The sequence below is a fragment of the Actinomyces sp. HMT897 genome (assembly GCF_016626125.1).
Taxonomy (GTDB): Bacteria; Actinomycetota; Actinomycetes; order Actinomycetales; family Actinomycetaceae; genus Actinomyces.
In genome coordinates, this window is the sequence record NZ_CP067336.1 from 1,303,397 (window position 1) to 1,330,327 (window position 26,931).

25 protein-coding genes, 1 tRNA gene and 2 pseudogenes are annotated in these 26,931 nt (G+C 70.0%); 5 read left to right on the forward strand and 23 right to left on the reverse strand.

Going from position 1 to position 26,931, the window contains the following annotated elements; all coding sequences use genetic code 11:
* Positions 1 to 522: 522 nt before the first annotated feature.
* From JJJ15_RS12965 to JJJ15_RS05225, 4 genes and pseudogenes are all read right to left on the reverse strand, one after another.
* Positions 523 to 897 (reverse strand): annotated as a pseudogene (locus JJJ15_RS12965) (PTS glucose transporter subunit IIA); the annotation flags it as partial.
* 177 nt (positions 898 to 1,074) lie between these two features.
* Positions 1,075 to 1,845, reverse strand: a pseudogene (locus JJJ15_RS12970) (serine/threonine-protein kinase); the annotation flags it as partial.
* Between the two features lie 305 nt (positions 1,846 to 2,150).
* Positions 2,151 to 4,844 carry an AAA family ATPase gene (locus tag JJJ15_RS05220; RefSeq protein ID WP_200511679.1) on the reverse strand — a complete coding sequence of 898 codons (2,694 nt, stop codon included), beginning with the start codon at positions 4,842 to 4,844 and terminating at the stop codon, positions 2,151 to 2,153.
* A gap of 286 nt (positions 4,845 to 5,130) precedes the next feature.
* Entirely contained in the window at positions 5,131 to 5,784 is a 654-nt protein-coding gene (locus tag JJJ15_RS05225; RefSeq protein WP_106109780.1) for a hypothetical protein, read from the reverse strand.
* 184 nt (positions 5,785 to 5,968) lie between these two features.
* Here JJJ15_RS05225 and JJJ15_RS05230 point away from each other — a divergent pair, with 184 nt between their 5' ends.
* On the forward strand, positions 5,969 to 6,151 hold the full coding sequence (locus JJJ15_RS05230) for an antitoxin (protein WP_106109781.1): 183 nt from the start codon (positions 5,969 to 5,971) through the stop codon (positions 6,149 to 6,151).
* A 199-nt stretch (positions 6,152 to 6,350) separates the two neighbouring features.
* Here the strand turns inward: JJJ15_RS05230 and JJJ15_RS05235 are convergent, their stop codons facing one another.
* From JJJ15_RS05235 to JJJ15_RS05310, 16 genes are all read right to left on the reverse strand, one after another.
* Positions 6,351 to 7,097: a hypothetical protein gene (locus JJJ15_RS05235; RefSeq protein WP_200511680.1), complete on the reverse strand. Its 747-nt coding sequence runs from the start codon at positions 7,095 to 7,097 to the stop codon at positions 6,351 to 6,353.
* A 26-nt stretch (positions 7,098 to 7,123) separates the two neighbouring features.
* Positions 7,124 to 7,633 (reverse strand): hypothetical protein, encoded by a 510-nt coding sequence (locus tag JJJ15_RS05240; RefSeq protein ID WP_200511681.1) that lies wholly within the window; start codon positions 7,631 to 7,633, stop codon positions 7,124 to 7,126.
* 60 nt (positions 7,634 to 7,693) lie between these two features.
* The gene (locus tag JJJ15_RS05245; protein WP_106109784.1) at positions 7,694 to 8,116 is read right to left on the reverse strand and encodes a helix-turn-helix transcriptional regulator; all 423 of its coding nucleotides are present in this window, start codon (positions 8,114 to 8,116) and stop codon (positions 7,694 to 7,696) included.
* Positions 8,113 to 9,135: a J domain-containing protein gene (locus JJJ15_RS05250; protein ID WP_200511682.1), complete on the reverse strand. Its 1,023-nt coding sequence runs from the start codon at positions 9,133 to 9,135 to the stop codon at positions 8,113 to 8,115. Before JJJ15_RS05250 ends, JJJ15_RS05245 begins: the two co-directional genes overlap by 4 nt.
* Positions 9,136 to 9,320: 185 nt before the next feature.
* A complete protein-coding gene (grpE, locus tag JJJ15_RS05255) occupies positions 9,321 to 9,938 on the reverse strand; it encodes a nucleotide exchange factor GrpE (RefSeq protein ID WP_200511683.1) in 618 nt (205 codons plus the stop codon).
* Positions 9,935 to 11,785 (reverse strand): molecular chaperone DnaK, encoded by a 1,851-nt coding sequence (gene dnaK / locus JJJ15_RS05260; protein ID WP_200511684.1) that lies wholly within the window; start codon positions 11,783 to 11,785, stop codon positions 9,935 to 9,937. The genes grpE and dnaK overlap by 4 nt, the downstream gene beginning before the upstream one ends.
* A gap of 337 nt (positions 11,786 to 12,122) precedes the next feature.
* Positions 12,123 to 12,920, reverse strand: a complete 798-nt coding sequence (locus JJJ15_RS05265; protein ID WP_200511685.1) for a hypothetical protein — start codon at positions 12,918 to 12,920, stop codon at positions 12,123 to 12,125.
* The gene (locus tag JJJ15_RS05270; RefSeq protein WP_200511686.1) at positions 12,913 to 13,908 is read right to left on the reverse strand and encodes an ATP-binding cassette domain-containing protein; all 996 of its coding nucleotides are present in this window, start codon (positions 13,906 to 13,908) and stop codon (positions 12,913 to 12,915) included. Before JJJ15_RS05270 ends, JJJ15_RS05265 begins: the two co-directional genes overlap by 8 nt.
* 137 nt (positions 13,909 to 14,045) lie before the next feature.
* On the reverse strand, positions 14,046 to 14,213 hold the full coding sequence (locus tag JJJ15_RS05275) for a hypothetical protein (protein ID WP_165271603.1): 168 nt from the start codon (positions 14,211 to 14,213) through the stop codon (positions 14,046 to 14,048).
* A gap of 269 nt (positions 14,214 to 14,482) precedes the next feature.
* Positions 14,483 to 15,148, reverse strand: a complete 666-nt coding sequence (locus JJJ15_RS05280) for a response regulator transcription factor (protein WP_200511687.1) — start codon at positions 15,146 to 15,148, stop codon at positions 14,483 to 14,485.
* A complete protein-coding gene (locus tag JJJ15_RS05285; RefSeq protein ID WP_200511688.1) occupies positions 15,145 to 16,320 on the reverse strand; it encodes a histidine kinase in 1,176 nt (391 codons plus the stop codon). The genes JJJ15_RS05280 and JJJ15_RS05285 overlap by 4 nt, the downstream gene beginning before the upstream one ends.
* 409 nt (positions 16,321 to 16,729) lie before the next feature.
* Positions 16,730 to 17,071, reverse strand: a complete 342-nt coding sequence (locus tag JJJ15_RS05290) for an Lsr2 family protein (RefSeq protein ID WP_106109793.1) — start codon at positions 17,069 to 17,071, stop codon at positions 16,730 to 16,732.
* Positions 17,072 to 17,183: 112 nt separating this feature from the next.
* A complete protein-coding gene (locus JJJ15_RS05295; RefSeq protein WP_200511689.1) occupies positions 17,184 to 17,696 on the reverse strand; it encodes a PH domain-containing protein in 513 nt (170 codons plus the stop codon).
* A 502-nt stretch (positions 17,697 to 18,198) separates the two neighbouring features.
* A complete protein-coding gene (locus tag JJJ15_RS05300; RefSeq protein WP_200511690.1) occupies positions 18,199 to 19,362 on the reverse strand; it encodes a hypothetical protein in 1,164 nt (387 codons plus the stop codon).
* 4 nt (positions 19,363 to 19,366) lie between these two features.
* A complete protein-coding gene (locus JJJ15_RS05305; protein ID WP_200511938.1) occupies positions 19,367 to 20,758 on the reverse strand; it encodes a TadA family conjugal transfer-associated ATPase in 1,392 nt (463 codons plus the stop codon).
* An 89-nt stretch (positions 20,759 to 20,847) separates the two neighbouring features.
* Positions 20,848 to 22,026: a cobalamin biosynthesis protein CobQ gene (locus tag JJJ15_RS05310; RefSeq protein ID WP_106109796.1), complete on the reverse strand. Its 1,179-nt coding sequence runs from the start codon at positions 22,024 to 22,026 to the stop codon at positions 20,848 to 20,850.
* A 1,384-nt stretch (positions 22,027 to 23,410) separates the two neighbouring features.
* Here JJJ15_RS05310 and JJJ15_RS05315 point away from each other — a divergent pair.
* Entirely contained in the window at positions 23,411 to 23,638 is a 228-nt protein-coding gene (locus JJJ15_RS05315) for a helix-turn-helix transcriptional regulator (protein ID WP_246742159.1), read from the forward strand.
* Between the two features lie 316 nt (positions 23,639 to 23,954).
* Here JJJ15_RS05315 and JJJ15_RS05320 read toward each other — a convergent pair whose 3' ends face one another.
* Positions 23,955 to 24,179 (reverse strand): hypothetical protein, encoded by a 225-nt coding sequence (locus JJJ15_RS05320; RefSeq protein WP_200511692.1) that lies wholly within the window; start codon positions 24,177 to 24,179, stop codon positions 23,955 to 23,957.
* Between the two features lie 590 nt (positions 24,180 to 24,769).
* On the opposite strand from JJJ15_RS05320, the gene JJJ15_RS05325 reads away from it, so the two are divergent.
* From JJJ15_RS05325 to JJJ15_RS05335, 3 genes are all read left to right on the forward strand, one after another.
* Positions 24,770 to 25,000 (forward strand): hypothetical protein, encoded by a 231-nt coding sequence (locus JJJ15_RS05325; protein WP_200511693.1) that lies wholly within the window; start codon positions 24,770 to 24,772, stop codon positions 24,998 to 25,000.
* Between the two features lie 137 nt (positions 25,001 to 25,137).
* On the forward strand, positions 25,138 to 25,287 hold the full coding sequence (locus tag JJJ15_RS05330; protein WP_200511694.1) for a hypothetical protein: 150 nt from the start codon (positions 25,138 to 25,140) through the stop codon (positions 25,285 to 25,287).
* A 64-nt stretch (positions 25,288 to 25,351) separates the two neighbouring features.
* Positions 25,352 to 25,528, forward strand: a complete 177-nt coding sequence (locus tag JJJ15_RS05335) for a hypothetical protein (protein ID WP_200511695.1) — start codon at positions 25,352 to 25,354, stop codon at positions 25,526 to 25,528.
* 170 nt (positions 25,529 to 25,698) lie between these two features.
* On the opposite strand, the gene JJJ15_RS05340 is transcribed toward JJJ15_RS05335, so the two are convergent.
* Positions 25,699 to 25,774 (reverse strand) — tRNA-Thr (locus tag JJJ15_RS05340).
* Between the two features lie 186 nt (positions 25,775 to 25,960).
* Positions 25,961 to 26,914: a thioredoxin domain-containing protein gene (locus JJJ15_RS05345; RefSeq protein WP_200511696.1), complete on the reverse strand. Its 954-nt coding sequence runs from the start codon at positions 26,912 to 26,914 to the stop codon at positions 25,961 to 25,963.
* Positions 26,915 to 26,931: the final 17 nt, after the last annotated feature.

The following is a 26,931-nucleotide window of genomic DNA, read 5'->3' on the forward strand; positions in this document are numbered from 1 at the left end:
CTTGCCCGACCACAATTCTCGGTGAGCGCGCCAACTCCAGCAGGGGAAGAGGGTGCCGTCGAGCACGTAGTCGCAGCCCTCGGGCACCTCCTCCGCGGTGAGCAGCATGTCCTTCAGGGCCCGGACGATCGCCTCGGTCATGACCCCGATGGCCCGCGAGACAGTGGGCTGGGACACGCCCAGCTGCTCGCCGATCGCCGCCTGTATCACATTGTGACGCATGTAGATCAGCGCCGCCCGCAGGGAGTCCCTCAGCCCCAGGCTCGGCGGATACCCCTCGATCCCCTCCTCGCGCAGACGGATGAGCAGATCGGCGAACTTGGGGGTGGGCAGTCCCGTGGTATACTTCATGACGATGGTCCGTTTCTCGTGAGGTCGTGGAACTTATTTCAACACCCATTGTACCTCATGAGAACGGACCATCATAATATTGCTTCCCGGAAATGCACCAAGACGCCCGCTGAATAAGCTTCCGGGAACAACCTCGGTCGAGGAAGTCCCTCTTATTACATCGAAGACAGCAGCATTAGAGACGACGACCGGGGTCACCGTCTCGTAGCCGGCGGCCTTGATGGCCGCCCAGTCCACGTCCACCAGGGGGGTGCCGCGGCGGACCTTGTCACCGGCCTTGACGTGGGGGGTGAAGCCCTTGCCGTCGAGCTTGACGGTGTCCATGCCCACGTGGATGAGCAGCTCGACGCCGCTGGCCGAGCGCAGCCCGTAGGCGTGGCCGGTCGGGAAGGCGACGAGCACCTCGCCGTCCACCGGGGAGACCACCGGCCCGGAGTCCGGGACGATCGCCATGCCCGGGCCGAGCAGGCCCTGGGAGAAGGTCGGGTCGGCGACCTCGCTCAGCGGCACCGAGCGGCCCTTAATGGGGGCGGTCACGGTGAGGTCGTGCGGGGCCCCGTCGGTGTGCGGTCGTGTCGCCGGCGTCGTCAGGCGCCACGTGGCCGACGTCGGCTGCTCAGCGCGGGCCCTGGTGCTGCCGGCGATCCTCGCGGTCCTGGTACCGGCGTGCTCGGTTGCCTGGCTGGTGATGCTGGTGCGGATCGCGGCCAACCTGACCAGCAGGTCCTGGGCGGTGGGGCGCTGGCCGGGGTCGAGGTCCAGCATCTGCACAATGAGACCCCTGAGCTCCGTCGCGCAGGAGGGCGGCGGGTAGTTACCGTGGGTGATCGCCATTAGGAGAGCATGCATCGTGTCGGCCTTGAAGGGTGGCCTCCCGCAGGCGCACTCGTACATCACCGCGCCCAGGAAGTAGACGTCGGACGCCGGTGTCGCCTTCTCCCCGTAGATGACCTCCGGCGCCATGTAGGTCGGCGTCCCGACCACGATCCCGGCCGCGGTCAGCGAGGAGGTCTGGTCCAGGGACGAGGCGATCCCGAAGTCCAGGAGGACCGCCGCCCCCGAGGTGTGGATCATAATGTTGCCGGGCTTGACGTCCCGGTGGCAGATGCCCTGGGCGTGGGCCTCACCAAGGGAGCTGCTGACCCCCCGGATGATCGACACGACGTCGGCGGCGCCCATGCGCCCCCGGCGCAGCCGGTCAGCCAAGGACTCCCCCGTGACCACGGGCATGACAATGTAGACGTAGTGGTCGCCATCGTCCCGAGCGGTGTCCAGGACGCGCACCGTGTGGGGGTCAGTGAGCCTCTGAAGAGCCCGGATCTCACGCTCCGCCCTGCGGGCCCTATCAGGATCCCCCTCGAAGTCCACCACCTTGACCGCGACCTCACGCCCCACAAAGAGGTCATGACAGAGCCACACCGACGCCTGGCCGCCCGAGCCCATCTGACGCTCAAGACGATAACGCCCGCAGACCAGCGCCCCAGCCCTCACCACTAGACCCCCGACCTCGATCTCCTACTGGCTCTTGAGCGCGCACCCGGCCAGACGAGGCACGGCATCCGCACCGTCCGATTCTGCCACGCCTACCTGCCCTTCCCGCGCATCACTGAAGGCGTGGGGCGGCAAAGGCGTGGACGGCAGGTGAACTCACCTGCCGCCCACGCCCTACCTGCGAGCGCCGCGCGGCGCCTCGGGACCGACGCCAGCAGCGGCTGGCCAGCGGCCTGCCCCGCCGTCCCGGGAGCAGGACGACAGTCGCAAAGACTGCCGCGCTACCAGTCGTCCCCGACCCACCCCCGTCAGGCGGCGCTGGAGGCGCTCGGCGCCCAGGCCTCTCCGCGGGCGGTGAGAACCAGGCCCGCCGCGGGCCCGTCCAGGCTCACGTCCACCACGACCTCCTGGCCGTCCAGGACCTCGCCGCCCAGGATCATGCGGGCCAGGCGGTCGCCGATCTCGCGCTGCACCAGGCGGCGCAGGGGCCGGGCCCCGTAGGCGGGGTCGTAGCCCTCGTCGGCCAGCCAGGAGCGGGCGGCGTCGGTCACCGTGAGCGTCAGGCGGTGGGACGCCAGGCGCTCCTGCATCCTGGCCAGCTGGATGCCCACGATCCGCCCCAGGTCCTCCTTGCTCAGCGCCTCGAAGATGATCGTGTCGTCCAGGCGGTTGAGGAACTCGGGCTTGAAGGCGGCACGCACCCGCCCCATGACCTCGTTGCGCTTCTCCTCGGGGCTGAGCAGCGGGTCAATGAGGAACTGGCTGCCCAGGTTGGAGGTGAGCACCAGGATGACGTTGCGGAAGTCCACGGTGCGCCCCTGGCCGTCGGTCAGGCGCCCGTCGTCGAGCACCTGCAGGAGGATGTCGAACACCTCCGGGTGGGCCTTCTCCACCTCGTCGAGCAGCACCACCGAGTAGGGCCGGCGCCGCACCGCCTCGGTGAGCTGGCCGCCCTCCTCGTAGCCCACGTACCCGGGAGGGGCACCCACCAGGCGGGCCACCGAGTGCTTCTCGGAGTACTCCGACATGTCAATGCGCACAATGGCGCGCTCGTCGTCGAACAGGAACTCGGCCAGGGACTTGGCCAGCTCGGTCTTGCCCACGCCGGTGGGCCCCAGGAACAGGAAGGAGCCGGTGGGGCGGTCGGGGTCGGAGACCCCGGCCCGGGAGCGGCGCACGGCGTCGGCCACGGCCGCCACGGCTGCCTTCTGGCCAATGAGGCGGGAGCCGATGACCTCCTCCATGCTCAGCAGCTTCTCGGTCTCGCCCTGCATGAGCCGGCCCACGGGGATGCCGGTCCAGGCAGCCACCACCTCCGCCACCTGCGAGGGCCCCACCTTCTCGGCGATCATGGGCTCGGCGGGGGTCTGGGTGCCGTCGGGGTTGACCACGGCGGAGCGGGCCTCGGCGGCCTCGGCCTCGCGGATCTGGCGCTCCAGGGCGGGCATCTCGCCGTAGCGGACCCGCCCGGCCTCCTCGAAGCGGCCCTCACGCTCGGCCAGGTCGGCCTTGGTGCGCAGCTCGTCCAGGGTGGCGCGCAGCTCCCCGACCCGGTTGTGCCCGGCCTTCTCCGCCTCCCAGCGCGCGGTCAGCGCGGTGAGGGACTCGGTGGCGTCGGCCAGCTCGGCCCGCAGGCGCGCCAGGCGCTCGACGGCGGCCGGGTCGGCCTTGGAGCCCTCCTCCTGGACGGACTCGGCCAGGTAGGACTCCTCCATGTGCATGCGGTCCACCCGGCGACGCAGCTCGTCAATCTCCACAGGGCTGGAGTCCAGCTCCATACGCAGGCGGGAGGCGGCCTCGTCAATCAGGTCAATGGCCTTGTCGGGCAGCTGGCGGCCGGTGATGTAGCGGTCGGACAGGGTGGCGGCGGCCACCAGGGCGCCGTCGGAGATGGTCACCTGGTGGTGGGCCTCGTACTTGGGGGCGATGCCGCGCAGGATGGCCACGGTGTCCTCCACGCTGGGCTCACCGACGAAGACCTGCTGGAAGCGCCGCTCCAGGGCGGGGTCCTTCTCAATGCGCTCACGGTACTCGTCCAGGGTGGTGGCACCCACCATGCGCAGCTCGCCGCGGGCCAGCATGGGCTTGAGCATATTGCCGGCGTCCATGGCGCCCTCGGAGCCGCCCCCGGCGCCGACGACCGTGTGGAGCTCGTCAATGAAGGTGATGACCTCGCCGTCGGAGTCCTTGATCTCCTTCAGGACGGCCTTGAGACGCTCCTCGAACTCGCCGCGGTACTTGGCCCCGGCCACCATGCCCGCCAGGTCCAGGGCGATGAGCCGCTTGCCGCGCAGGGAGTCGGGCACGTCCCCGGCCACGACCCGCTGGGCCAGGCCCTCGACGACGGCGGTCTTGCCCACGCCGGGCTCGCCAATGAGGACGGGGTTGTTCTTGGTGCGGCGGCTCAGGACCTGCACGACGCGCCGGATCTCGGCGTCGCGGCCAATGACGGGGTCGAGCTTGCCCTCGGCGGCGGCGGCGGTGAGGTCGGTGCCGTACTTCTGAAGGGTCTTGTAGGTCCCCTCCGGGTTGGGGGAGGTCACCCGCGCGCTGCCGCGCACCTGGGGCAGGGCGGCGCGCAGGTCCTTGGCGGTGGCGCCGGCCTCGGACAGGATGCGGGCCACGGGGTCGGAGGACGCCGCCCCCGCGCCCTGGGCCAGGCCGATGAGCAGGTGCTCGGTGGAGATGTACTCGTCCCCCAGGCTCTTGGCCTCCTTGCCGGCGGCGTCCAGGGACGCCAGGAGGGCGCGCGAGGGCTGGGGCTGGGCCACGGAGGAGCCCGCCGAGCTGGGCAGTGAGGTCAGGACGCGGCGGGTGGCGGCGCCCACGGCCGTGCGGTCGGCGCCGACGGCGGCGAGCAGGGCCAGGGCCACGCCCTCCTCCTGGCCCAGGAGCTCGGAGAGCAGGTGGGCGGTCTCGATCTGCGGGTTGCCGGCCGCGGCGGCGGCCTGCATGGCTCCGGAGATGGCCTCCTGGGAGCGGGTGGTGTAGTTGGTGTCCAACAGGACCTCCTTGGGTGATGTCGTGGGCGGCGACGGTGCGCCGCGGGTCTGAGAGGTTCAACCCACGACAAGTTGAGTCTATTCCACTCAACTTTGAGTATGACGCAGGGCATACGACGCCGCCCGGGCGGGCCCGCCCGTACCGGAGCCAGCGGGTCAGCTGGTAGCCAGCCGGGCGCCAGCCTGGGCACCGGGTCCGCTGGAGGCTGGCAGGCCCCGCAGGCACCGGGACGAGCAGTCCGGGAGGCCCCGCGCACCGCCACGGGCGTGCAGGCCGCCATTGGCCCTAGCTGGTAGTCAGTGAGGCGACGACCGCGTCAGCCAGGGGCTGGGCCTGCTCGAGGCTGGAGCAGGCCACGCCGACGAGCGCGACCCGCCCTCCGCTCAGGGGGACGAAGATCATAATGCTTGACGCCCCGCCCGGGGAGCTGGGGGTGTAGGCGTGCATGGCGACGTCGCCGATCGGGCTGCTGCGCACGGTGTACTGCCCCGGGACGTTGCCGGTGGACTCAATGGCGCTGCGCGTGATCTCCTCCGGGGGCACGCCGGAGTAGGACACCGTCTTGCTGTTGGCGGAGATGACCCTCAGGTTCCCAAAGAGTGTGTCAGCAGCCATAATGTCGACCACGCCCGCCTGCTTGCTGACCTTGTCGCTGGTGACGTTCGTCGCCTGGGCGTACCTGTCGATGGCGGCCTGGTCGCCGCTGGTCAGGGCGTTGCCGTCAATGGTGGCCATGGTGCCGGGGACGTCGAAGCCCAGGCCCAGGTTGGGCGCGGTCACGTGCTGGGAGACCGGCGCGGTGGGGGAGGGCGTGGGACCCTCGACCACCGCGACCACGTCGTCCTCCTCGTTGTCACTCGCGCAGGCGGGAAGGGCCAGCGCCCCGGCCAGGACCAGGGCGACCGCGACGGCGCGGCGGGCGGGAGCCACACGGCTCATGAGTTCCTCCAGGGGCCAGGAGCAGCAGACACCCAGATCGTATACGGCCCCACCAGCAGCGTGCGCTACGGGCCTCGTAGCGGCCGTAGCCACCCCGCCCTCGCTCTGGGGGCCAGCGGACGCTAACCTGCCCTTGAGATACGTCACCCCTCGTGACGTCCGTCCGAACCTGAAGGAGACCACCATGGGACTTGGCGACCTGACCAAGAAGGCATCTGACGCGCTGTCCTCGGAGAAGGCCGAGGAGATCAGTGACACCGTCCTGGACAAGGCGGGCACGGCGGCCAAGAAGGTCACCGGGGGCAAGTTCGACTCCCAGATCGACTCCGCCATCCAGGCTGCCGACAAGGCCGTGGGCACCGACTGACACCGACTGACGGAGTTCGTGGCGACGCCGCCCTGCGTCCCGGCGACAGCGACGGGACGCAGGGCGGCGTCCGTGGTGGGTGCGCCATGAGCTCGCCCGTTCTCACGAGCAATAAGTACCGTTCTCGCGACAAACAAGTACCGTTCTCACGGCGAATAAGTACCGTTCTCGCGAGGAGAGGGGAGGGGAGAGGGAGGGGTTAGCGACGCCGGACGGCGCGCACCAGGCCGCCTACGGTGAGTCCCAGTCCCAGCAGGCCGCAGCCCAGGGCCGCGACCACCAGGACCGCGATAATGCCGAAGCGCTCGGTGTAGGCCCTCGGGCCCACGACCACGCCGTCCGTGCCCTGGGGGCAGGAGAGGCGGTACTCCCCCTCCACGCCGGTGGTAAAGGTGCCAATGGTGGACAGGCTGCCCCCCATGCCCTCCAGCGGGGTCACGCTCACCGGCGCCCCGGCCGGGTCGGTGACGGCGCACCGGGAGGTGTCCTCCCCCAGGCCCGGGGAGTAGATCGCCAGCTGGCGGGAGGCACCCAGGTAGACGCCTCCGCTGGCGGACAGGGCGACACCGCTGCCGCCTTCTCCCCCGGTCAGCAGGAGGGCCGAGGAGACCAGCAGCACCACGGGGAGGACGACCATGGTCACCAGCCCGACCACCAGGAGCCGCCACCGGTGCCGGGGCCGCGGGCTGCGCCAGGGTGGCACTGCCGCCGTCCTGGGGCCGACGGGCCTCAGGCCGTGCCTGGCAGGAGGCACCGCCTGGGGGTCGTAGCGGTAGGGGTTGACCTCTCCCCCGGGCGGCAGCCCCTGGCCACCGTCCGGGAGGGAGGACGACGTCGGGATACCGGCGTCCAGACCGTGCGTATGCCGGTAGGCGGCGAGCTCCTCGGGATCCAGGCGCTGCCCGTACCTGGGGCTGCCGTCCTCGTTCTCGTAGGGGCCGACCACCTGCGGTTACCCGGTCCGGGCGGCGCTCAGGCCTGCGGGCCCTCGCCCCTGGGGGCGGTGTTGCGAACCAGCTCGATAATCATGCGGAAGATGAACAGCTGGACCATGGCCTTGGCGGCGCCGGCAAAGAGCGTGGACAGCAGGCTCACCACAGTCCTACCGGTGTTACTACCGTAGCCGCCAAAGGACATGAGGACCGTAATGAGGTCAAAGAGCCAGCCCAGGCCGTAGCCCACCAGGGCCACGATGAACAGCGCGTTGCCGTACTTGACGGCAAAGGCGCGGGTGGTGTTCATGAGGTTCCCAAAGAGGGAGTCCTGGCCCACCGGGGCATAGCCGCCCTGTGGTGCGTAGGGGGCACCGGCCTGGGGCGCCGAGGCGGAGTAGGGCGCGGGCCCACCGGCGTAGGCGCTGGCCTGCTGGCTGTAGGGGGCGGCCACGGGGGCCGACGAGGTCATGGGAACGGCCATGGTGGGAGCCTGGGCGTTGGCCGCAGCAGCGTTGGGGTTCTGGGATGGGTTGTAGGGCTGGGTCATGACGTCTCCTGTGGACTCGGTACGTACCCGCGCATCCTACAAGGCCGGGCGCCTGTTGTCTCACCTGCTCCTACGGCGTGGCCCCGCAGGCAGCCGACGTCCCGGCAGCACCTGGACCTCGCCGTCGGCGGCGGCGGCGAAGACGCGCTGGACGGCGGCCTGGCGCTCCCGCAGGACCCGGTTCTCGGCCTCGACCCGGGCCACCTGGTCCTCCAGGGCCAGGATACGGCGCACGCCCTCGAGGTTGACCCCGGCGTTGCTCAGCTCCTGGACCCGCCTGAGACGGTCCACGTCCCGGTGGGAGTAGCGTCGCCCCCGCCCGCTGGTACGGGCGGGGGACACCAGGCCCAGGCGGTCGTACTGGCGCAGGGTCTGGGGGTGCATGCCGGCGAGCTCAGCAGCCACTGAGATGACGTAGACCGCACGCTCCAGGGCGTCCTCGGCGAGGAAGTCCACCCCCTGACCAGTACGACGCGCCCTCACCGGGAGGCCTCCTCCATGAGGGTGGCACGCGGGTTGGTGGAGCCCATGGCGGCCTCGAACGACTCCAGGGCCTGCCTGGCAGCCGCGGAGAGCTTCTTGGGCACCGCCACCTGCACGGTCACCAGCAGGTCACCGGTCTTCTTGGAGGTGACCACGCCCTTGCCGCGCAGGCGCAGCACCGTGCCCGAGGAGGTTCCGGCCTTGATCTTGACCCTGGTGGTGGAGCCGTCCAGGAGGGGGACCTCCACGGTGGCGCCCAGGGCCGCCTCAGCCAGGCTCACGGGCAGGTCCATGCGCAGGTTGACGGGGTTCTTGGGGTCTATGGAGTACACCGGGTGCCTGGCCACGGAGATAGTCACCACCATGTCCCCGGGCTCGCCACCGCCGGCCCCGGGACGGCCCTTGCCGCGCAGGCGGATCTTCTGCCCGTCGTGCACCCCGGCCGGGATACGCACGTTCATGACCTTCCCGTCGGCGGTGAGCTCGACGGTGGTGCCGGCCACGGCGTCGCGCAGGGACAGGGTGGCCGCCGTCAGGACGTCGGGGCCCTTGACGGGCTCGCGCTGGCCGAAGCTGCCGAACCCGAAGGGGCCGCGACGCCGCCCGGAGGTGGAGGCCCCGCTGGCGCCGAACATGCCCATGAGGTCGTCGAGGTCGGGCTGGCCGGCGCCGGAGGTGGAGAAGCGGACGCCGCCGCCACCACCGCCGAACATACTGGACAGGATGTCCTCGAAACCCGCGCCCGAGGCGCCTGAGGAGCCTGAGGTGAAGCGGGCCCCGCCGCTGGCCATGGAGCGGATGGCGTCGTACTGCTGACGCTCCTTGGGGTCGGACAGGACCGCGTAGGCCTCTCCGATCTCCTTGAACCTCTCTGCCGCGGCGGCGTCGTCGGGGTTGCGGTCGGGGTGGTACTTCTTGGCGAGTACCCGGTACGCCTTCTTGATGGCGGTGGCGTCGGCGTCCTTGGTGACGCCGAGGACCGCGTAGAAGTCCTTGGTCATCCAGTCCTGGCTGGCCATCTCGTGTCACCGCCTCCTTGTGGTGGTGTTCGTGGTTCTTCCTATTCCTACTGGTGGGTTAAGGCCCTGCCGGTCCGCACCCGGCGCCGGCCGAGGGGGGGGGCGCAGGAGCCGGTGGCCCCGCGCCCCCCGGGCAGGAGGCCGGGTCGCGCCTCAGGGCGGGTCGCACCCCCTGGGCACGTGCCTCAGGCCGGGTTGGCCACCTGGACGCGGGCGGCGCGCACCACCCGCTCACCCAGCCGGTAGCCGGGCTGGAGGACCATGGTCACGGTGGTCTCGGTGACCTCGGTGGACTCGGTGGCCATGAGGGCCTCGTGGAGGGTGGGGTCGAAGACCTCCCCGACCGCCCCAAAGCGCTCCAGGTGGAACTTGTCGGCCAGGACGGTCTCCAGCTTGGTGGCCGTGGTGGCGAAGGTCCCGGTGAGGTCGCCGTGCTGGCGGGCCAGCTCGATCTCGTCCAGGACCGGGATGAGGGCCTCGACGACGGCCGCCTGCCCCGCCTCGCGGTGGCCCGCGGCGCCCTCGCGGGAGCGGCGCACGAACCCCTGGTACTCCTGCTGGAGGTTGTACAGGTCGGCGCGGGCCCGGGCCAGGTCGTCAGCGGCCTGGGCGGCGGCGGCCTGGGCGGCCGCCAGCGGGTCGTCCTGCCCGGACCCCTCAGCCGGGCCGGCGGGCTCGGCCCCCGGGGTGGCGTCGGGGTCCTCCCCGTCGTGCACCGCGCTGAGGGCCTCCTCGACGGCGTCGGCCAGGGCGGGGTCCACGCCCTGGGCGCCCTCGTCGTGGCTGGTGCTCTCGGTACTCACTTGGAGTCCTCGTCATCCACGATCTCGGCGTCCACGATGTTGTCCTCCTCGGCGGGCTTGCCAGCCTGCTGGGAGCCGGAGGCCTGCGCCGCCTGGTCGGAGGCGTAGATGGCCTCGCCGATCTTCTGGGCCGTGGTGCTCAGCTTCTCCTGGGCGGACTTAATGGCCTCGATGTCCTCGCCCTCCAGGGCCTTCTTGAGCTGCTCGACGGCACCGGAGACCTCGGAGCTGATGTCCGCGGGGATCTTGTCCTTGTTGTCCTTCAGGAGCTTCTCCACGGAGTAGGCCTGCTGCTCGGCGCGGTTGCGGGTCTCGGCGTTCTCGCGGCGCTTCTTGTCCTCGGCGGCGTGGGCCTCGGCGTCCTTGACCATGCGGTCAATGTCCTCCTTGGGCAGGGCCGAGCCGCCGGAGATGGTCATGGACTGCTCCTTGCCGGTGCCGCGGTCCTTGGCCGAGACGTGGACGATGCCGTTGGCGTCGATGTCGAAGGAGACCTCGATCTGCGGGATGCCGCGCGGCGCCGGGGCGATACCGGTCAGCTCGAAGGTGCCCAGCCGCTTGTTGTCCTGGGCGAACTCGCGCTCACCCTGGTAGACCTGGATGAGCACCGAGGGCTGGTTGTCCTCGGCGGTGGAGAAGACCTCGGAGCGCTTGGTCGGGATGGCCGTGTTGCGCTCAATGAGCCGGGTCATGACCCCGCCCTTGGTCTCAATGCCCAGGGACAGGGGGGTGACGTCAATGAGGAGGACGTCCTTGCGGTCGCCCTGGATGACGCCGGCCTGCAGGGCGGCGCCAATGGCGACGACCTCATCGGGGTTGACGCCCTTGTTGGGCTCCTTGCCGCCGGTCAGCTCACGCACCACCTCGGAGACCGCGGGCATGCGGGTGGATCCGCCCACCAGGACGACGTGGTCGATCTCGGAGAGCCTGACGCCGGCGTCCTTAATGACGTTGTGGAAGGGGACCTTGGTGCGCTCCAGCAGGTCGGCGGTCATCTCCTCGAACTGGGCGCGGGTGAGCCGCTCATCGAGGTGGATGGGACCGGCCTCGCTCATGGACAGGTACTGCAGGTTGATATTGGTGCTCATCGCGCTGGAGAGCTCCTTCTTGGCCTGCTCGGAGGCGTCGCGCAGACGCTGCATGGCGATCTTGTCCTTGGACAGGTCGACGCCGTTCTTGTCCTTGACCTGCTTGACCAGCCAGTCCACGATGCGGGCGTCCCAGTCGTCGCCGCCCAGGCGGTTGTCGCCGTTGGTGGCCCGGACCTGGATGGTGGAGAAGCCGTCCTCGTCCTTGCCGACCTCCAGCAGGGAGACGTCGAAGGTGCCGCCGCCCAGGTCGAAGACGAGGATGAGCTCGTCCTCCTTGCCCTTGTCCAGGCCGTAGGCCAGGGCCGCGGCGGTGGGCTCGTTGACAATGCGGTCCACGGTCAGCCCCGCGATGGTGCCGGCCTCCTTGGTGGCCTGGCGCTCGGCGTCGTTGAAGTAGGCCGGGACGGTGATGACCGCGTTGGTGACGCTCTCGCCCAGGTAGGCCTCGGCGTCGGCCTTGAGCTTGGCCAGGATGCGGGCGCTGATCTCCTGGGCGGTGTACCTCTTGCCGTCAATGGTGACGGACCAGTCGGTGCCCATGTGGCGCTTGACCGAGGAGATGGTGCGGTCCACGTTGGTGACGGCCTGGCGCTTGGCCACCTCGCCTACCAGGACCTCGCCGGACTTGGAGAAGGCGACCACCGAGGGGGTGGTCCTCCCGCCCTCGGCGTTGGGGATAATGGTGGGCTCGCCGCCCTCCAGGACGGCGATGGCGGAGTTGGTGGTACCGAGGTCGATACCGACGGCGCGTGCCATATGTGTGTGCTCCTTCATAGCTGGACGCGGCGCCCCGCGGCATGTGGCGGCGGGGCTGCCTTGAGTTTGATGCACTCAGACTGGTCGTTGAGCCGAGGCTTGTCAACCTTCGGCACGCCAACCTTGAGTCTGACTGGCTCAACTTTAAAGGCGCGTTGACTATTCCGCGGAACGTACGTCTCGCCATGAGTCACTCGTCACATTTGGGCCGCCCCCTAGGTGCCGAGGCCTCGTGGCACGGTCATGCCCGCCGCGACCACGGCACCGGCCCCCGCCCGTCCCGGACCCGGGGCGTGCCCAGCCCGACCGCGCCCGCCCGATCGCCCGGCCGCCGTCCTCAGGCCGTCATGTCCCGCCTGCGCAGGCTCACGACGTAGCCGCCCACGAGGAGCACCACCGCGTACCCGAGGAGGACCGCGAGCCCGCCCTGCCAGCTCAGCCCGGCCTGGACCGTCTGCGGGGTACTGGTCAGGCCGGGCTCCACCGGCCACACCGCGGACCAGTTCGCCCCGCCGGGCAGGAACTGGCCGACGCTCTGCAGGCTCTCGGACTCGTTGCACATGGCCGTGACCGTGGGCTCCACGAGGACCGCGAAGACGAACACCGTGGCGACCGCCGCCACCTGGTTGCGCACGAGCATGCCCAGGCCCACGCCAATGAGCGCCCACAGCACGAGCACCACGACCGCCCGCAGGGACATGAGCCAGTAGACCGCGCCGCCCAGGGCCGTGTCCTCACCGGTGGCCGTCAGCACGCCGGCAATGACGGCGACCGCCCCGAAGACGGTGACGACCGCAATGACGAGCGCCACAATGCCGCCGCAGACCGCCTGGTTGACGTAGGTCCGCAGGCGCGAGGAGCCGTAGAAGACGGTACGGGCCACCGTGTGGTACCGGAACATCTGGGTCGCCACGAGCACCCCGACAAGGAACGGCAACAGGTACCCGGAGCGGCCCACGTAGGAGTAGACGTACCCTCGGGCGACGTCGGCCATCTGCCCGGGGCCGTAGCCGCGCGCGATATTGCTGGTAATAAGGGCGCACATGCCCCACAGGCACGCCCCGATGAGCACCGAGGTGAGGGCGACGGCGCGGTCGCGGACCACACCGCCCAGCTGGGACAGGAACTCATTCACGGTCGGAAACCTCCTGGTGACGAAGACCATGGGAACGGATGAGGTGGTAGACGAGGTCGAGGCTCGGGCGGCCCAGGCTCGTGACGGACACGCTCTGGCCAGTCTCGGCCACGACGGCCTCGGCCTCGGCGACCTGCTCGACCCTGACGGCGAGCTCGTCCGGACCGGCCTGGAGGACGTCGATCCCGCGGCCGGCGAGGCGCTCGGCGACCTCGAAGGCGTTCGCGGACCCCCGCAGGCCCACGTAGCGCTCGGATGCCGCGGTGACGACGTCCTGGTAGGGGCCCGCCCACTCGACCCTCCCGTCGAGGAGGAAGACGGCGTCGTCGATAAGGCCCTCGGCCTCGTTGAGCATGTGGGAGGACAGGAGGACCGCACGCCCCTCGGCCGCCATCCGGCGTATGACGCGCCTGAGCCACACGATCCCGTCGGGGTCGAGCCCGTTGGTCGGCTCGTCGAGCAGGACGACGTCGGCGTCCACGAGGAGGACCTCGGCGATCCCGAGGCGGCAGCGCATGCCCAGGGAGTACCTGCCGATCCGGCGACGTGCCGCCGGGGCGATACCCGCCTCCTCCAGGACCTCGGTGACCCGGGACGCCGGGCGGCCGAAACGGCGGGCGACGGTGCGCAGGTGCTCGCGCCCGGTGAGGAAGGGGTTGTAGCCAAAGGACTCCAGGAGGACCGCCATCGGCTCGCGCCCCGATGGCCGGGGCCCGGGCAGCTGCACGACGCTTCCCCCATCAGGGGTGACCAGTCCGGCGAGGATCGACAGGGTCGTGGTCTTGCCCGAGCCGTTGGGCCCGAAGAAGCCCTGGATCCGCCCGGCCCGGACATCCAGGTCCACGTCCGACAGGTGGAAGGACCCGTAGCTCTTCCTCAGGCCCGTGGCCCTCAGGCGCGGACCCGCTGCGTCAGTCGGCTCCTCGGGCCGGGGGCGCCGCGACGGCGTTACCCTCGCCGGGCCTCCTAGGTCTCCTGCAACGGTCATCTTCGTAACTCCTTGTCAAAAAGGGCCTCACCGGCCGGTAGGGGTCATGAGCTCGTGGCCCGGCTCCCGGACCATCTGGGAGCGGACAAAGTCCGCGTAGCCGGGACAGGTCAGACTGCCCGGGACATCCCAAGGTCCTATGACCGCTCGCCCGCGATGGCCTGGAGCACGACGGTAATGGCTGACGCGAGCGCGACGACCCAACCGACCTTGAGCAGCATGGGGCTGCCCGTGATAAAGCCGACGGCGAGGACGGCCATGCCGACGAGCATCGAGATCGTCCACGGATTCCTCTTCTTCTCCATGAGGAGCACCTCCTGTGACACCTGAACGCGAGCCGTCCAGGACGTCCTCATCCTCCGGCAGCGGCATCAGGTGGCGCCAGGGCACAAGGACGAGGGGCGGCCGTACGAAAGTACGGCCGCCCCTCGTCCTGAAGGAGGATGTCAGGTGCGTCGGGGGCAGACGAACACGATCCAGGGCGCTACCCGGCAAAGGTAGTCGTTCATCGGGCGGGTCTGGGTCGTCCGGTGGACACCGTGGCTCGTCGTCGATTCCCGCAGGTCTTGCGCACTCAGCCCCTCAGAGGGACCAGCCCCTGCTCAAAGGCCGTGACGACGACGTGGAGCCGCGAGGTGCACCCCATCCGCGTCATAATGGTGGACACGTAGGCCTTGACGGTCGACTCCGACAGGCTCAGCCGCTTGGCGATCTCCCGGTTCGAGGCCGCCTGGCACAGGAGCTTGAGGACATCGCTCTCCCGCTCCGAGAGGCCGAAGTCCTCTAGCTGCGAGCGCCGACGGTACTGGGAGGCGGCCTCACGGACAATGCGGGCGTTGACAGTCGGTGAGACCGGCACGCCCCCGTCGACCACCGCGCGGACGGCCGCCCGGATCTCCTCGGGTGTCGCGTTCTTGAGCAGGAAGCCGTGCCCGCCGTGGGAGAGGAGCTGGTAGACGATCTCCTCGTCGTCGAAGGAGGTCATGAACAGGACGCGGACCTGCGGGTGTGCCACGGTGAGACGGGACAGGGCCGTCGGCCCGTCCATGACCGGCATGCGCACGTCCATGAGGACGAGGTCGACGCGGTGCGTGTCAAGGTAGTCGAGGAGCTCGACGCCATTGGACAGGCGGGCGACGACCTCAATGTCCTCGGCACTGTCGAGGTACATTGTCAGGCCGTCACGAACAATGGGCTCGTCGTCGACAATGACGACGCGAACGGGTACGCCCGTGCTCATGCGTGGACCTTCGGGGACTGGGCGGTGGCCGTCAGCGGCATGACCAGGTTCAGGACCCAGGCGTCCCCGCTGCGTGCGCTCGTCAACGAGGCACCGACGGAGAGCGCACCGTGGCGCAGGAGCTCCAGGCCCGGACCTGTGGGGTCGGTGGCACGAGGGGCTGTGGGGACGCCGTCGACGACGACGAGCTCGACGACGTCGTCCTCCGCGCTGAGCATGACCCGCACCGGTACGGCGGGGTCCCCGTGGCGCCGCACGTTCGTCAGGGCCTCGGCGATCACCCTGCTGAGGAGATCACGCCGAACGGTGTCGAGCCCGAGGGGCACCGCGCCACCGACGAGGACCTGGAAGCCCTTCTGGCGGAGCAGGGCCGTCTCGGTACGGAGCTGTTCCTCCGGCGCCACCCGCCACGCGACGCCGTCGAGGGCCAGGACCTCCGACAGATCGGTCCCGTCATTATCGCACCTACGCAGGACCCAGAGGAGGGAGCACAGCTCCGCCGTGAGGGTGCGGCACTGGTCGCCGATCCTCGTCATCGCCTCCGCGAGGGCGGGGTCGTCGGAGTGCGTCAGCCGTGTCGTCTCCGCCTGGATGGTGATGGCGGCCGCGATGCGGGTGACCGAGTCGTGCAGCTCGGCGGCAATGAGCCCGCGCTCCTCCGCCCGGGCCCGCTCAAAGGCCGCCCTTACCCGCTGGCTGCGCCTCAGGGCCTGGTTGTCCAGGAGCCCGATGACGAGGGACAGGCCTGTCAGCACCCCCCACGGGAGGACGTTCACGAGGACCGGGTTACCCGAGCTGGCGAGGCGGGTGCTGAGCAGGCTCATGGTGGCGGTGGCGGCGACGGCCAGGACCACGGCAGGGCGTCGTTCCCCCCTGGAGACGAGCACCCCCACCGGCAGGAGGAGGAAGAGGGCCATGAGGCTCCCGTACGCCTGCATAGGCCCCACACCGAGCAGGACGAGGAGAACGACGGTCCTGACCGCTCTCGGCGAGCCTCCCGACAGGCAGCCCAGGACCGCCAGCAGCACCACTGTGCACACGGCAGCCGTACCAACGGGTCTGCCCACGGAGCTGGCCGCCAACACGCACACGAGGCCGAGCGAGACGAGGCTCGCGAGGAACGCCGTCGCACGCCTGCCGGGGGCCGCGAGGGGTGTGAAGCTACGAAGCATCAGTGTCCTGTCCGAGACGATTGTCCCTACCACCTGAGCCACGGAGAAGACCGAGGGCATACCCCATCAATCATCATACTTTACATACATGACGCAACTCATACACCAGGATATTCAGCCAGAAGCGCAACGCCTTTGTCGGCGGGTGGGCTACCCGGTCAGTGGCACCCGGCTGCCGGGACCCAAATCCAGGAGCCATCCCTGTGGTGCCGGTAGTGCGTGCGCGCTGGGGGATGCCACTACCAGTAAGGCGGTGCTGCGTAACCAGTACTGGCGCGCCGGGGTCTGGGACCCAGGGGCAGGGACTGGGAACCAGGGGCCGGAAGTGGCTGCCGGGCAGGTAGGACGGCGCCGCCCACCACGGAGGTGGACGGCGCCGTCAGCGCCCGCACCACGGCGGGCAATCAGGTCAGCCCTCGTGGTGGGCGTTCTCGCTGTGGGCGTTGTTGTAGAGCTCGACGAGGTCGGCGGGAATCCGGCCCCGGGTAGACACCTCGCGGCCCTGGGAAAGAAGCCACTCGCGCATCTCCTTGGTCTTGCTGTTGCGTACCGCGGGGCGTCCCTTGTGACGACGGCCTCCTGTGCGACGGCCCTTGGAGGTCCACTCCTCGAAGGACTCGCGCAGGGCTGCTGCGTGCTCGTCTGTCAGGTCGATCTCATAGGTGACGCCGTCCAGTGCGAAGGTCACCGTCTGCGAGGCCTCGGAGCCGTCAATGTCGTCAACGAGGATCGTCTGTGTCCTGCGGGCCATGTTCTCTCCTTGAGAATGATCGTGAGTGTGCCGCTCCATTCATGCGGTCCCGGCAGTCACACTGTAAAACGAAACCGGGGCGGACGCAAACGAATTAGGGTCGTGTTATGTCTCAGCCTCGCGGGCCGGCGTCCGCGGCGTCCCGGCCGTCGCGGAATAGGTGGTCGGCGATCTCCACCTGGACCATCTCCGCATTCGGGACGTCGTAGAGGGGCAGCGGGTCATTCGCGCTGGTCTGCAGGGTCAGGGTACCGCAGCCGAACAGGCGGTCCACCACGTCCCGGTCCAGCTGGACGTCGCTGATACGGCTCATGGGCAGGTCGTGGCCGGTCCTGCGCAGGATTCCCGAGCGTGTGACGACCCGCATGGAGGTCACGGTGTAGGTGGTGGTCATCCACCGCAGCCAGGGAAGGAAGAGGACGGGCACCGAGGCAATGAGGGTCACCGCCCACAGGATGATATAGGGCACCGAGCCCCAGGACACGGGCATCCAGACCGTCAGGACCACGGCCCCGGCCAGGATGACGACCTCAAGGAGCCCTGGCCACAGCAGAACCTTGGGGTGGGTGTGCATATGCCGGACCAGGACCTCGTCACGGCTCAGGAGGGTCTTGGAGGATGCCATGTCCTCATGGTGCCAGCGCCATCGACCGTACACACAGAGGCAGGGCCGTCCCGACGCCTCCTGCTACTCCCCATCGACCGGTACATACAGAGGTAGGGCGCTCATGGTCCTCACCAGCGGCTGCGGCCTACCGACCATATACAGAGGCGGGGCGCACCGGCCCGGCTGCGACCGACCCCGTAGCCCGCCGGCCACGTACACGGAGGCAGGGCGGCGTCGATCAGCACCCTCACCCACGGTCATCGCCACCGGCCACATACACGGAGGCAGGACCGTTATGGTGCACCAGGCCATGGCGCGCACCGTCCCGGATCCGGGCAGACCCGGATACCACTGCCCACCGAGGTGCTCCCCCGGGTCGAGAAGCTGACTTCGCAGACGCACGTTCTCTCTAAGCGTAAAACAAGGCGACCAACGCGGAACGCCGCTCCCCCGTGCACCGGCTCAGCCGCACGAGCCGGAGAGGCCCGGCAAGCGCGGGCAGCTGCTCCCGTGCCCCGGCTCAGCCGCCCACAAGCCCCGCCCCCACTGAGACAATGACCGGCACAATCCCTAGGAGGACGAAGGCAGGCAGGTGGCACAGCCCCAGAGGCACCACCAGGCGGACCGCCAGGCGCTGGGCCGCCTCCTCGTCCGCGGCCGCCCGCCCGTCCCTGACGCAGGCGGCGGTCGCAGCCAGGAGCGGGCCGGGCGAGGCCCCGTCCTCCCAGCCGGGGCGCAGGCACCCCTCCAGGCGGCGGTAGCGCCCACCCAGGTCGTCGTCCTCGGGCGCCCGCCAGGCCTCCTCCCAGTCAGCCCCCAGTACCAGAGCCCGCCCCACCACGCCCAGGTCATCGTCCTCCACCGCCGGTCCCAGGGCCTCCAGGACCCCGGGGACGGAGGCGCCAGCGGCCAGCGCCGCCGAGGCCAGGTCCAGGACGAGGGCCTCGTCCACGCGCGCCTGCCTGCGCTCAGCGGCCTGGACCAGGCGGCGGGTCAGGACGTGCCCCAGTCCCATGAGCCCGAGCCCGACCAGCCCCAGGGTGCTGCCCCACCCGCCGTCCAGGAGCACGTCCAGGGGCCGCGCCCCCACCATGGCCCCCAGGGCGAGTCCCAGGAGCGGCAGGGCCGCCAGGAGCCGGGCCGTGGTCCTGGGACCGCTCAGAGCGGCCGCGCGCGAGGCCTGGGCCCGGCCGGACTCGGCCACCCCCGCGGCCACGGCCTCAAGGACCCCGGCCAGGGGCGCCCCCAGCACCTGGGTGAGGCGGCAGGCCGCCAGCGCACCGGGCACGGCGGCCCTCAGCGCCCGCCGACGCTGCTCGGCCGGGCCCCGGGGCAGCTGCCACGTCCAGCGCCCGTCGTGGCGGCGCGGCAGCCAGGCGGAGGGGGTGGCCGCCAGCGACGCCAGGGCGGGAGGGGTGCCGTCGGGGCCGGGCTGGGCGCCCTGGGTGACCCCCGCCCGTTCCAGGGTGCGTCCCCAGGCACGCGACGGCGTCGCCCCGGCGCGCAGGAGGGTGGCCACCTCGGTCAGGAGCAGGCCAATGTCCACCTCGGGGGTCGAGGCGCCCCGAGAGGCCGGGGCGGGGCGCCGTCGGGGCCCGGCAGGAATCTCCCGACGCGCGGGCAGGAGGAGGACGGCGCAGGCCAGGGCCAGGAGCAGGGCCACCAGGAGGGTGTTGGCGTCCATGTCCTCACCGCCTCCCCCGGCCGGTGTCGCGTCCGCCACGCGGGGCCGCGGCCTGGGGCTGACCTCCGTTCTGGGGCAGGTGCTGGTCGCGTCCGCCACGCGGGGCCATAGGCCCGTCCCACGTGGTCTCCCGGGCCAGGCCGGTGTCGCGTCCGCCACGCGGGGCTACGGCAGGACGCACGTCAGGCGGGCGGACGGGCGGGCCCTCACGCTCACGGCGCGGGGCAGCCGCACCGCACCCGCCGCCCAGGGCGGCCTCCACCGTGTCCCGGCCGACCAGGGCCACCAGATCCTCCACGGCCGGCCCCGCCCTGAGCACGCCGTCGTCCACCCTCAGCGCCTCCTGGCACAGGAGACGGCCCCCGGCGGGACGGCGCAGGGTGCCAATGCTCGTCACCAGGCGCCGGGCCCCGCCCGGGGCCTGCTGGCGCCTGAGGTGGATGACGGCGTCCAGGGCGCTGACCGCCTGGGCGGCGACGGCGTCCTCGCTCATGTCCGCCAGCGCCCCCAGCGCCGTGAGCCGGGCGGGCACGTCCGCCGGGGAGTTGGCGTGGAGCGTGGCCCAGCCGCCCTCGTGGCCGGTGTTCAGGGCGGTCAGGACGTCACGGACCTCCGGGCCGCGGCACTCCCCGAGCACGATCCGGTCCGGCCGCATGCGCAGGGCGGTGCGCACGAGCGTGGTCATGGGGACCGCGCCCACCCCCTGGATGTTCTCACCCCGCTCCTGGAGGTGGACCACGTGGGGGTGGTCGGGGCGCAGCTCGCTGGCCTCCTCAATGCACACGATCCGCTCGGTGGCGGGCACGAGGCTGAGCAGGGCGGCCAGCAGGGTCGTCTTGCCGGTTCCCGTGGCGCCGGTCACCAGGCAGGAGGCCCGGTGCGACACCAGGGCCGCCAGGACGCCGTCGAGCCCGGCCGGGACGGTCCCGGCGTCCCTGAGCTCGGCCAGGGTGAAGGCCCGACGGCGGCCGGTACGCAGGGCGATAAGCGTCCCGTCAGCACTCAGCGGCGGCAGGACGGCGTTGAGACGGGTACCGTCGGCCAGGGTGGCGTCCACAATGGGGCTGGCGTCGTCCAGGCGCCTGCCGCAGGCCGCGGCCATGCGCACGGCCAGGGCCCGGGCGTCGGCCGGCGCGAGCCTGGCGGAGCGGACGGGCTCAAGCCCGCGGCCACGGTCGATCCAGGTGGCGTCACCGGTCACGAGGACGTCGGTGACGCCGTCGAGCTCCAGGAGCGCCTGGAGCGGCCCGGCACCCTCGACGTCGGCGTGGACGGCCCGGGCCAGACGCGCCAGGGTGCCCGCCCCCGCCGCCTGACGGGCCCCGGCGCCGATCGCGCTGCCCAGGTCCTCGCCCCGGGCCAGGGCGACCCGGACCCGGCCCACGTCGCCGACCATGTCATCGGGGTCACCAGGCAGGCTCCCCACGGTGGGCGTCATGCTGCCGACGGCGTGGCGGCCGCCGCGGACGGTCCCCGACACGGCGTTCACAACTCGTCTCCGTACTGGCTCGCGGACTCCCCCATCTCCTTCAGGAGGACGTCGGCCAGGGCCGCCACGGCCCGGTTCCACCGGCTGCGGCCGCTGGTGGGGTCCAGGCCGCGGGCGACCCGCTGGGCCAGGGCCTTGTCAGTGGGCAGCTGGGCAAGGATATCGGCCCCTGCCAGGTCCTCGATCTCGCTGCGGCTGAGGTCCTCACCGACGTCCCGCAGCAGGAAACGCACCTGGGTCCCCGACTCCTGGGAGCCCAGGGAGTAGGCCGGTCCCCGCAGGCGACGCACCAGGCTGACAGCGGCGCCCACCACGTACAGCTCACGGGAGGTCACCAGGAGCACCTGGGCCCCGGGGGGCGGGAGCTGGCCCCGGGGCAGGTCGATAATGACCAGGTCGTGGACGGCGGCCAGGGCCAGGATAGCGGCCTGGGCCTGCTCGACGGTGGCGCCGGCACGCCCGTCACCGGTCAGCAGGGCGGCACGCCAGAAACGGGGCAGGCCCGCCACCAGGCGGTCGGCCCGGTAGGCGACCTCCCCGGGGGGCAGGTCCGCCCAGTGCAGGCCCGGCCGCGCGTCGTTACCGGTGAGCAGGCCCAGGGGGCACCCGGGGTCGCAGTCGACGATGGCGACGTTGAGCCGGGAGGCCAGCTCCCTGGCCAGGCCCAGGACCAGGGTGGAGACGCCTAGGGCGCCTCGGGCGCCGACGACGGCCAGGATCTGGGCGCGCGCCGGGTGCTGGGCCGCCATGAGCGCGGCGATAAGGCGCTCAGGACCGCTGACGGCGCTGAGTCCGCGCAGGTCCAGGGTCCTGGACCCCGGTGGCAGGTTCCGGCCCTGTGGCCCCTCGATCAGGTAGAGGGTCTGCCTGCTGGACTGAGGCGCTACCTGCAGGAGTATCTCGGGGTCGTCCGGCTCCGGGAGGACCAGCGGCGGGCGGCCGGTACAGATGCGCGTCATCTCCAGGCACCAGTCCGGGGGCTCCTTCAGGAGGCTCAGGACGAGGACGTCCGGGGCGATGAGGGTGGTGTCGGCCGGGGTGTCCGGCCACTGGACGGAGGCCGCCCTGTCGTAGAGGGCGTCCTCCTCAAAGAGGTCGTACCTGCCTTGCCACCCGAGGCCGGCAGGCCCGCCCTCAGGAAGCTCGTCGTAGGTGTCTGGGTAATCGTGGTCCATGGCCCCTCCCAAGGCTGAGCCAGGCCAGGCGCCTGGCGGATGGCACCAGAGTGTGCTGCCGCATCGACAGGACGCATCTCAGTCATCAGAGCCTGTGGAAAACCTGTCGGGAAGCGGCACCTGTGTGCTGAGTGACGCCGCATGATCTCGCCAAAACACCGTCAACAAGGCTTGAGAAGCAAGGTTGACGGATGAGGCCAGGACGGCATCGGTCAGGCGATTGTAGTCTGAACCGGGGTCTCTCAGGAGCACGGGACCGCACCTCGTTCATCCCTGGTAGCGAAGCCGCTGCGAGCAGGGTCAGGAGCAGGCGCGTCCGGCACGACACGCCGGGGTGGCGTAGCGCCCCGGGAGACGCCGGGGTGGTACGACGATGACGCAACGATGGGAAACCGAGTCAAGCGGGCCCTCGTCAGGGGTGTCGTCAGGACGCTGTCAGCGGGCGCGGCAGCTGACGCCGGTGCCCTGGTGCTCCGGCGCTCTGGTGCTCCGGCGTGCTGGTGCCCGCCGGGGCAGGCGGACGCCGGACGCCTCCAACCGCTCCCCGAGCACCTTTCCCGTAACTACAATACATGCCTGTTCAAACATTACATGTTATGTTTGACATTTTTTCGTGAGACAGTATTGACGAGGTCTTAGAACGTCTGACGACACACACCGAGGATATCATAAATTATTACACACATACTAACATCTTCCGAGATTATTAAGGAGTTATTAGGTCTGCGACCGACTGAGTGGACGCCACAAATAGGAGCTGTGCGCACCGAGCACCCAGCCCACCTGGGACGACGGCCTGGACCCCGGCTGAGCCCCCGGGAGTGACGGGCCCACTGTCGACCGGCAGCGGGACGAGCTATGGGTAATAACCATATTGTGATCAGCACGTTAATCGCGTGCCCGAACGCCAGGAAGAAAGATAAACAGCCTGAAACACGAGCTTCAAGACCGTCTGAAAGACGTCCAGAAGTCCAGCGGCCATGAACAACCTCCTGTCCCGGCTCACCAGGTCCTGGAGCCCCTTGGGCGCCTGAATGACCACCTGCCCCGGGTCGGTGCTGAAGGGCGAGTAGGTGGGGATGTCGTACACGACACCAACACGTTCACACCCCACCGCTAGCGGACAGGAAGGACGTCCCCGGGGCCTTCCTAACCGCACCCGACTCGCACCCCCACCACCAGCGGGCGGGGAGGGCGAGCTGCAGCAGGTTAGGACCAGCACACCACAGGCGCGGACGACGGTCATCAGGGTTCTGGCTCGGCGGGGCATGGGGTTACCTCTCGTTGTCTGTTGGGTTCCGAGCCGACTCTAGCGGAAGTCATCGGTTCTTGTGGAAGTGATGAGTACCTGGAAGCAGTGGCTTCCGGCACTGACGATAGGAGCGTGTCAGAGCCCCTGAGGAAGCGCCTGGGCGCCAACCTACGCGCCGAGCGGCACCGCCGCGCCCTGACACAGGAGGCCCTCGCCGAGCACCTGGGAGTGACGGCCCGCTACCTGGCGGGCATCGAGCGCGGCGAGCGCAATCTGACCCTGGACTCCGTCGACGCCCTGGCCAGCCGCCTCGACCTGGACGCCCTCGGCCTGCTCACAGGAAGACCTCCGCGTCCGTAACGACCCCGGGCCGCGCCCGGCGTCAGACTCAGCGCCGAGGCCACCACGTGTTCACGAACGCCACTCCGCACACCCATCCCCGCCCCTCCTCACAGTCAAAAGACCGGTGCTGGGATGGTTGCTCCTGGCCGCCCCCTCGCAGCCCGAGAGACCGGCCCGGGCGTCCCAGCCCTAAGAGGACGCACGCAAGCAGACCGGTCTCGGAACAGGACCCGAGCTGCCGTCGGCGGTTCATACGCTATAGGGCAATTTATATACCTGCACCTCCCTTTAGGCCTATAACAGATGTCACGCGTCTACGATTACTCTCAATCCTTCAAGCGTTACGCCCACGGATGACTGCGGCACGTATCGCGCTCTTGGACAGACCCGTCTCCTGGGAGAGCCGGTACATGGTCACGCTGGCGTCGCAGGCCTTGGCCAGAGCGTCGTCGCGGGTTACAAGGACGGCGTCGGCCACCTCCCGCGCCTCTCGCTCCTTTTTCGTGAGCTCGACAGCCCTGACCAGCAGAGCTCGCACCTCAACAGTGATGTCTGCCATAACGCCCTCCTTTACCGCACCTGCATCTGATACAGGTACTCTTCTTCTTTGGCTTCGTCATAATCATATAATCCGCCTATAAACCTATGGGTGCACATCCATATTCCATGTAGTCATCTTACTCTCACCCTCGACGCCGAGCCAGGCGGCCACGTCTTCCAGGGCCGCCCAGGCCCGGGCCAGGTCGGCGCACTGGTAGCCCATGGTCGCAGCAACCGTGCCATGCCCATGATCGTGCCCCGTACGGACAGGGGCAGGAGGGTGTACCCATCGTATCCGTCCCCGCACCCGCCCTCCTGGCAGAGACGCCCAGAGGCGCCGCCAACCGCCGCACCACGATCTTCGTTGCCACCCCCTACGAACTGTGCGACGGTTACATCACGTCCGCCCTCACGGCAGGGCCCCCAGAGCGTGACATCTCCATCAGCGCCCGCCACGCCACCACCTCCAGCTGCGACCGCCTCCGCTCCCAGGTCACTCAGGCCACAGGCCCCCGCCTGGAGACCTGGATCCGGGTCACCGCTACTACCCTGGACCAGGAGCTCCCGCACCGGGCGGGAACATGACGAAGTGACAGAGGGGAGCACATGGTGACCAGGGGAGCAGGGAGGGCGAGCGCCGAGGACCGACTCGCAGCCCTCATTGAGCTGAAGCAGGCCGCCACCGCGGACAGGGCCGCCCGCAAGGACGCAGCAGCAGCGCGGGACCGGCTGCGCGCGGCCGCCCTGGCCGCCGTGGACGCGGGGGCCACCGCGGTGGAGGTGGCGGAGCTAGCCGGGGTACGACGCGCCACCATCCACGAATGGAGCCGCACCATGTGAGCGGCTCACCCCTCTAGGTAGTACGTCAACTAGACATTATAAATACGTTTAACGTACACGATAATCATCGCGAGGATGGCAAAGCCTGACCGAACAACTACATAAAATGATGGTCTCCCATCGGCACCATTGGCCTGGTGCTCACCGTGATCAGCACGGTCCTCACCGCGATCGGCCTGGTGCTGGAAACCCTGTTCCGGATCGGCCCGAGGAAGGCACGGGCGTCACTGCAAGCCGTCACCGCGAGTAGCGGCGTCAGTGACCCTCGTGGGGCGGGCTGGAAGTAGTACTAGTACCTCCAGCCCGCCCCCACCAGGCTACCCCACCACGGAGGACAGAGAGGAGGAAGGCATGAGCACGAGCAGGTGGATCGCGGTGACCGTCCTGGCCGCCACGGTCGTCATCGGCGTGGCCCTGTACCGGGTCAGCCCCGGCATCACCAGCCGGGGCCTCCTGGCCACGGTCTGGGCCGTCTGGGGCGTCAACCTCGGCGTCAACACCACCGTCCTGGTCCTGCACCGGGACTGACAGGGACTTTCTCACCGGTTCCGGTAAGGCCCTGTCAGGCGCGCTGTCCCGCGTCAGGCGCGCTGCCCTGCGGAAACGGCCGACGGAATGGCCGACGCGGCCCGGGCGGGAGGCCTCGGGATCAGGAGCGGCAGCACCCACCTCCCGGCGGAGTACCGCCGCTCCCGCCGTGGAGCCGCTTGTCGGACTCGAACCGACGACCTGCTGTTTACAAGACAGCTGCTCTACCAACTGAGCTAAAGCGGCGTGAGAGGCTCTCACCGGGGCCCGGCCACCGAGGACCCGGAGGTCACCACGACCGGCCGGACCGGGGGCCAGGTCTCCGGCCTGCGACCCCGGGGCTGCCTGCCCGTCTCCTGGCCGCCCGGGAGCAGTCTGACACACCTGACCGCCCCTGCGGAAACCGACCTGTCGGCGCGGGACCAGCCCCGGTCAGCTCCCCCCGTCGCCGGGAGCCTGCGAGGGGGTGCCCGTGCCGCCGGCCCCGTCCGTGGGCCCCGGGCTGGCCTGCCCGGGCGTGGAACTGGCCTGCCCGGGCGTGGGGCTGGCGCCGCCCGCCCCGCCCCCCAGGACCTCGGTAAAGGCCTGGGTGTTGGTGAAGAAGCTGTTGTCGAGCTTGAGCTCCTTGCCGTCCAGGAAGGCCTTCGGGGTGGAGTCCAGGTTGTAGCTGCGGAAGGTCTTGTTGCCGGCCTCGAGCCAGTCCCTGTAGGTCTCCCTGGTGACCTCCGTCTCGATCCTGTCCGCCAGGGAGGCGGACAGGCCCGCGGACTTGGCCACGGAGACCACGCCGTCCAGGGTGTAGTTGGTGGTGTCCTTGGTCTGGTAGATCCGGGCCAGGGCCTCCAGGAGGGCGCTGTGGACCGCGAGCACCTTGTCAGGCTCGTTGTCCAGGGCCAGGCCGACGGCGGTCATGCACCAGTCCGTCCACGCCTGGCCGAGGATCTTGGCCGGCTGGAAGACCAGGGTGATCTTCTTCTCGGCCACGAGCGTGGAGAACTCCTCGGCGTGGGCGACGTCGAGGTTGGCGCAGAAGTGGCAGGCGTAGTCGAAGATGATCTTCAGCTCCCGGGCGCCCTCGTTCACGGTCCCGATCCCCTCGGCGCCCACGGACCACGAGCCGTCCTGGACGACGTGCCTGGGCAGGGAGAGCCCCTGGCTCTCCCGCAGCTCCCGCCTCTCCTTCTCCTTCTTCCTCTGGTCTATGACCAGGAGCGTGCCCGCGGTGGTCCCGCCCACGAGGACCAGCGCCCCGCCCGCGATGAGGGCGCGCCGGGTGACCTTCCGACGCTGGGCCCGACGTTCTTGCTCCGCGCGCAGGGCCCGGGCCCGGGCGCGGGCGGCCTCGCGACGCTCAGCCTTGGTGGGGCGGGACTCGTATGAGGGCACTGGGCACTCCTCAGCTC